Raw genomic sequence first — 5,850 nt, forward strand, 5'->3', positions numbered from 1 at the left:
CGATCGCTTTCTGACACGCCGCTTCCAAGCGAGGGGCGCTATAGCGTTTGGCCAGTTGCAGTAAGCCCAAACAGCTGCGATAGCCTTGTTCGGGATGAGCATGGTGTTCGAGCAGATGTTGCACCAACGTGCGCGTAGCTGCTCCAATCGTCTGTGCCCAATTCAGAAACCGCCCCGGAGTCCATTCCAGATGGCGTTGGTGAGCTTTGGGCATATGTTCAGCCAGCGTGGTATGACTCCCTTTGCGCGAACTCCGTCGATGGGTCGCGATGCGTTCGCTTTTATGGAAGATTTCGACGGTCGTGACGGTGAGGCGCACGTCCATGGCTTGGCGTACGAAGCGATGGGGGACACTGTAGAAATGCCCCTCAACTTCGAGATGATAATCGAGATGCACGCGTGCCTGGCGCCATTCCGCATACTCATAGGGAGTAGCGGGCAGAGGTTGGAGTGCCGGTTGTTCATGCGTGAGAAACTGCGAGTGACGTGAGCCTGGAAGTTTCTTGAAGGGCCGCTGGTTGAGGGTCGTAAGCAACGCGGTAATCGCGGTATTGAGCTCAGCTAAACTGAAGAATTGCTGATGGCGCAGCTGCGCTAAAATCCAGCGTTCGACAATCTGCACGCCGACTTCCACTTTGGCTTTGTCTTTCGGTTTATAGGGACGCGCTGGCAAGACAACGGTGTTGTAATGCCGCGCCCATTCTGCGTAGGTGGGGTTGAGTTCGGGTTCGTAGCGACACGCTTTGGCGACCCCCGCTTTCAGATTGTCCGGAATAACCAACTGCGGGACGCCCCCAAAAAACGTCAGCGTCCGCACATGCGAGCCGATCCAGTCGGGTAAGCTCTGGGTCCAGGTGGCTTCCGCATACGTGTAATTGGATGCGCCGAGAACCGCGACGAAGATCTGAGCTGACCGTACGGCCCCCGTGAGTCCATCAATGACGGGCACGGTGGGGCCACAATAATCGACAAAGAGTTTCTCGCCAGCGTGGTGCACCTGGCGCAGACTGCGTTTGAGCGTCTGTCGCCACGTGCGATACCGAGCACAGAACTGCGGATAGCTGTAGTGTGGACCGGCACTACTCGTTTGATACTCTTCCCACAGCAATTGCAGGGTCACCCCTTTGCGCTGCAACTCCTGATGAAGGGTGGCAAAGTCTGGGGCGGTCCGCGTCACTCGGTCCTGCGGGCCCCGCGAGCCAAAGAGTCGCTGTTCCAGTTCCTCTTCGCTCATGCCCTCGGGTAAGGGCCACCTCAGCCCCGCTTACTCCGCCCGGCGGAAATACCCGACGACGGTGCCGTACGCAATGTGTAAGCTCGCCGCAATCTGGCGATTCGTCAGCTTAGCCGTATGGCGTAAACGTAAAACGTCTTTGATCTTGCGCATGGAAATCCTTGGATTCGCCATCTTTCCTCCTCCTCACAACAAATGAGGTAGGATGGAAAGCGCGATGCGGATTTGCCAGCGCTCGTTGTCAGAGACAATTCTTGAACCTGATCACCCATTCTTGAACTTGATCACCCATTCTGGTTTCGGTGTCTTACTGATCACGTTGAACCAGAATCACTGATCAACTTGCATCAGAATCGATGATCACGTTGCATCAGAATCGGTGATCATTTTGGTCCAGAAAACGCAGTAGTTCGCTCAGGGTGTGTGGATCACCCCCAGCCGCTAACTCTACCCGGTCAATCAAGGCGGACATCTCGCTCATCGTGAGTTCACTAATACGCCCCTCGTAGAGCGCTTCAGCAAGGGCATGCAACTGTCCATAGCCAAGGGGACCAAGGGGCGGTGGGACATCACGCCCCACAGCGAAGAGTCGTCGCTTCTGGGCTAAGCTGTTCAGAGCGGTCAGCTTGGCATCAGCGAGGGAGGCTGCGCAATCATCCCCGGCTTCAGGCTGCGCAATAAGTCCTGAGAGTTCGGGAAATGCCAATCGACAGCAATTCTTCAACGAGGCTTTCCAGACCATGAACCCAGGCTTGTCGATTCAGAAGTGACTCTCTCCCCCTTCCCGCTTGCGAGTTTCCCAGCCCTTCTTATCAATCTGGAAGAGATAGGGATGAGGGCGGTCTGAGCGTTGAATCTCAGCCCAACCACCAAGCAGCGTATCCTGTCCCACGTACTGCCCCCGCTTGCGCACGGTCAATCGGGCAGCGATGCCTGTGGGCTCTGAGACGTTGCCTGCTGCGAAGTCGGTGAGCAACTTTTGCCGCAATACATCACTGATGAGGTAGTGATCGAAGCCACCAACCAGCGCCTCCTTGATCGTTTGCAGCGCGGCTTCCACAATGAGGCCACTGTCATGGCTGACGAAGCTCGGATGCCGTTCCATTCGGCGAAACCAGGCGTCTTTGCTCACCATGATGACGGGCCTGCCGGCGACGACCATGAAGTGTGCCTCATGGGCAAAAGGATCAATCCCGTTGTGCGCACACCAGAGTAACATATAGTGACTTTGATTGATATTCGCCTCAGGGCAGATCATGTTGCGGAATAGCGTCGCAGAAAGCGAGACGGTCTGCCCATCAGGGGTGTGATATTCCACTACGTCATAGGAAGAAGAGACAGGAGTCGGGAGCGAGGCGGAGGGCACAACCGGTGCGGTTTCTGAACACGAAGGGTTCGGTCCCGCCCATTTGCCCGCTTTCAGTAGTTCATTGAGCACGGCCTCACGAGTCGTTGGCTTGAGCACTTCGCGTTCGCCGTGGACACGACAGGCAATCTCACATTGGTTGCGGTCGGTGAAATCGAATTGACAAAGTTCTTGTTCGTGCATTGGTGCTCCTTACTGTAGCCAGATTTTGAATCCCTGGCTGAGTTTCAGTCGTCGTGACCGTTCAAAGCGGGTGAACAATTCCTGACAGGCACCCTCATATTCAGCCCCGCTCGTCACCCCTTGGGCCTCTAATGCGTGAAGTACATCCTCAGCATCGTAGAGCGCGCTGAAATGGTCGGGATGGTGTTCGATGAGCCAGCAAAGCAAACTGTCCCATGCCACGTAAGGGTTAGGGGCGTCTTCTTGCCCTAACGGGTGAGGGAGGAAGGGGCGGTCTTGTCCAGTCTTGGCCACTGATTTTTTCCCCACATCTCTAGGACTCGAACCCGACAAAACCGACGAAACCGGTTTTGTCGGTTTTGTCGGTTCCTTACTGTAGGTATGGGGAGGATTTTTTGCTTCTCGTAGTAGCGCGTTCAAGTACTTCATTCTGCCTCCCCTTTTTGCCCCAATTGAGGGTTGATCCGATAGCGTAACCGTGGTCGCCCGCCCTGTTCTCCGGGAGTGCCTTTTTCCAGGCGTACCCAGTGGAGTTCTTCAAGGAGGAGAACAGCGTCACGTGCCTCGTCCAGTGTCGCTAATCCTGCCCAGCCTTTGCGTAGTACTGTTCCTGAGGTGAAGGGGTTCGGTAAATCCTTCGCCTGGATTCGTTCAGCGAGTTTCCGTGCTGCGAAAAGGGCATGTCGGGCTAGGGCTTGGTAGACCCTTCGCGCATGAGCCTCGAAAAAGTCGCACCATCCGGCAGCCAGTCTTGCCGCTGACTCCGAGACCGCGCCTTCTGCTCTTCCATCAAGGAGGTCGAGCAAGTGAAAGAGGAGGGCTAGTGAGGGCATCAGGCTTCGATACTTGGACAAGTGCGCTTCTAAAGCCGGATGATTCTCACGGGAGCGCAGTTTTTGCTCCAGATCGCCACGCCATTCGTCAAACACTCCCTGAGCCCGTGGTGTGAAGTGCAGAGAAGGAATCGTCTCTCCCTCAAGGAGGGGAATTCCGTGAGCAGGCAGGTCTATCGTATCGAGCTTCTCGAACAGCTTAAACGCACGCTCCTTCGCTTCACTATTGGGCCAACGGTCAACGTTCCTCCAACTACTTGGCTCATCAGGGTACACGAGGAGTTGAAATCGCTGAATCAGCCCGTCATCCCCACTACTACCACCGTTCACCGCAGATCGAAGGTACGCAGCGAGAGGTCCTGGTTGAATCCCGCCAAAAATGGAAACACAGGTGGACGCAATGAAAAGTGTCCCACGACCAATGCGATCGTAGATATATGAGCCTCTCCCATCCCAGGCTTCGAGATAAAAAGCTCTATCGTTCTCATGTCCGTCGCGGTCCAGAGTACGCAACCACCCCGTCAGTTCGTCGCGGAAAAGCACGATGCCATGTGGGTTTTCGTTCAAGATCACACCGAGTTTTTCGACCGTACTATCGTTGACTAGATAACGGGGAAGAAAAGGTTGAGTGCTTTGCTCAGGAGCAATTGCCTCCTGAGCAAGACGACATGCGCTTTCACGGTCGCCGGTTTTGAGCGCCGCCTTGATTTTCTTTTCGGTATCCTCTCGTGCGAGCTTAGTAACGAGCTGTGTCGCTTCCCATGCTCGTATGTCCTGCTCGTGACGTTCGCGCGCTTGTAACTGGAGGCGGTGAAGTGGTTTGAACACTTCTGTGAGAGCCGGTGTCTTCATAATGCCTGGACGACCGATGATTGCTCCCCACAGATTCGGGACCACAAGCCAATCATCATGACGCTTGGGTCTGATTCCGACTTTTCTCCCGACAACGCCCGCCAGTGCCCCGAGTGCGCCCACGGCTGGGAAATCGAGGGCGCATTGTAATCGCTCTGCAATATCGCTGAGCCACGGGCGGAGAGGTTCGGGAAGAAGAACTTCAGCAAAAGAAGGGACTGGTAGCAGTTGAGAAGGTAGCTCTATGGGCTCGGGCCACGATATAGCACCATCAGTTACTTCACTCGTTTCGCCCTTTTCGGTTTGCTCATTCCCGTTGCCGGAAAACATCGAAAATTCACGCTCTAAATCTTTCTGTAACCACGGGTGATCGGCAAGGAGGGATGCTTCTTCTCGTGTGACGCGGTCAAGTTCTGCATTCACGGTGCGATAGCGTTCCCGAATTTCGCTAATATCCTCGTCTTTATAAAACCCTGGATCGAGAGCAAACTGTGCCAGATCGTCTTTGCAGTTTGCCTTTTGCGCTTGTAACTCTTTGCGACGCTGAGAAAGCGTATTATAAGCAGAGCGCATAGAGGGCGAGTCACTTGCTGTGATCAATTTGCACCCCCGTTCTTTGTCATCTCTCTCCGTTTTTCTCGCGCAGCCACGTGAGCACTTCTGACCGATCGTATCGAACTGTGCGCCCGATCCGCACACGAGGCAGGTCTGTTAGTCGTGTATCTTTACGAATCTTTGCGACGGAGACACCAAGGAAGTTTGCCAGAGTTTTTGCCGTGTCTAAATTTTCCATATTCCCTCCAAGCCAAAAAAAAAGCCCGGCACCTCACAAGGAGATACCGGGCCTGGTTGTTCCAATACCCGTTGACGATTTACCAAAATGCTGGACTCAATAACTCCCGAGAGCGCGAGCTTGGTTTTTCCAACACTCACGCTGAGCTACTGAGCGACATCAAAATTTACAAAACTATACAGTGGGTGACAGTGCAAATCAAGCAAAAATTTTGGCTCACCAAAGAAGACCTAGTGATAACGAGAGTTCCCTTTCCTGCTTCATATCCTGTGTGGTATACAGAGAGACACAGAAATACAGAGAGATAACCCTATGGCCCGCTCAGCTACACAAAAGCGTTCAGAGACCTTCTCCCATTCCCTCACTCGTGTCGTGACGAAGCGCGAACGAGTGGTGGTGAAGATCGGCCACCGCCGCGAAGTCTACCGGAAGCGGCAACTTCTCTCACGGACACGCTGAAAGTAAGAGAGTGTTTTGAAAAAGGGATTGGTAAGCTTGAGGGATGAATACACTGCCGCGAGTTTATCCAACGGACCTGACCATGACCGAATGGACACAATTGAAGAGCTTCTTTCCCCCGGCCTCTCGC

6 protein-coding genes are annotated in these 5,850 nt (G+C 54.2%); all 6 read right to left on the reverse strand.

The features are described from left to right. The coding region (locus FJ147_26555; protein ID MBM4259447.1) for an IS21 family transposase at positions 1 to 1,234 on the reverse strand (1,234 nt) is incomplete at its 3' end. Positions 1,235 to 1,604: 370 nt separating this feature from the next. After that, on the reverse strand, positions 1,605 to 1,976 hold the full coding sequence (locus FJ147_26560) for a hypothetical protein (GenBank protein MBM4259448.1): 372 nt from the start codon (positions 1,974 to 1,976) through the stop codon (positions 1,605 to 1,607). A gap of 18 nt (positions 1,977 to 1,994) precedes the next feature. Beyond that, entirely contained in the window at positions 1,995 to 2,783 is a 789-nt protein-coding gene (locus FJ147_26565; protein MBM4259449.1) for a hypothetical protein, read from the reverse strand. Between the two features lie 9 nt (positions 2,784 to 2,792). Further along, on the reverse strand, positions 2,793 to 3,212 hold the full coding sequence (locus FJ147_26570; GenBank protein ID MBM4259450.1) for a hypothetical protein: 420 nt from the start codon (positions 3,210 to 3,212) through the stop codon (positions 2,793 to 2,795). After that, complete coding sequence (locus FJ147_26575; GenBank protein ID MBM4259451.1) at positions 3,209 to 4,696, reverse strand: DUF3987 domain-containing protein; 1,488 nt, start codon at positions 4,694 to 4,696, stop codon at positions 3,209 to 3,211. The genes FJ147_26570 and FJ147_26575 overlap by 4 nt, the downstream gene beginning before the upstream one ends. Positions 4,697 to 5,087: 391 nt before the next feature. Beyond that, positions 5,088 to 5,261, reverse strand: a complete 174-nt coding sequence (locus FJ147_26580; protein ID MBM4259452.1) for a helix-turn-helix domain-containing protein — start codon at positions 5,259 to 5,261, stop codon at positions 5,088 to 5,090. Between the last annotated feature and the right edge of the window lie 589 nt (positions 5,262 to 5,850).

The organism is Deltaproteobacteria bacterium (assembly GCA_016874775.1).
In the GTDB taxonomy this organism is placed as follows: Bacteria; Desulfobacterota; Binatia; order Bin18; family Bin18; genus VGTJ01.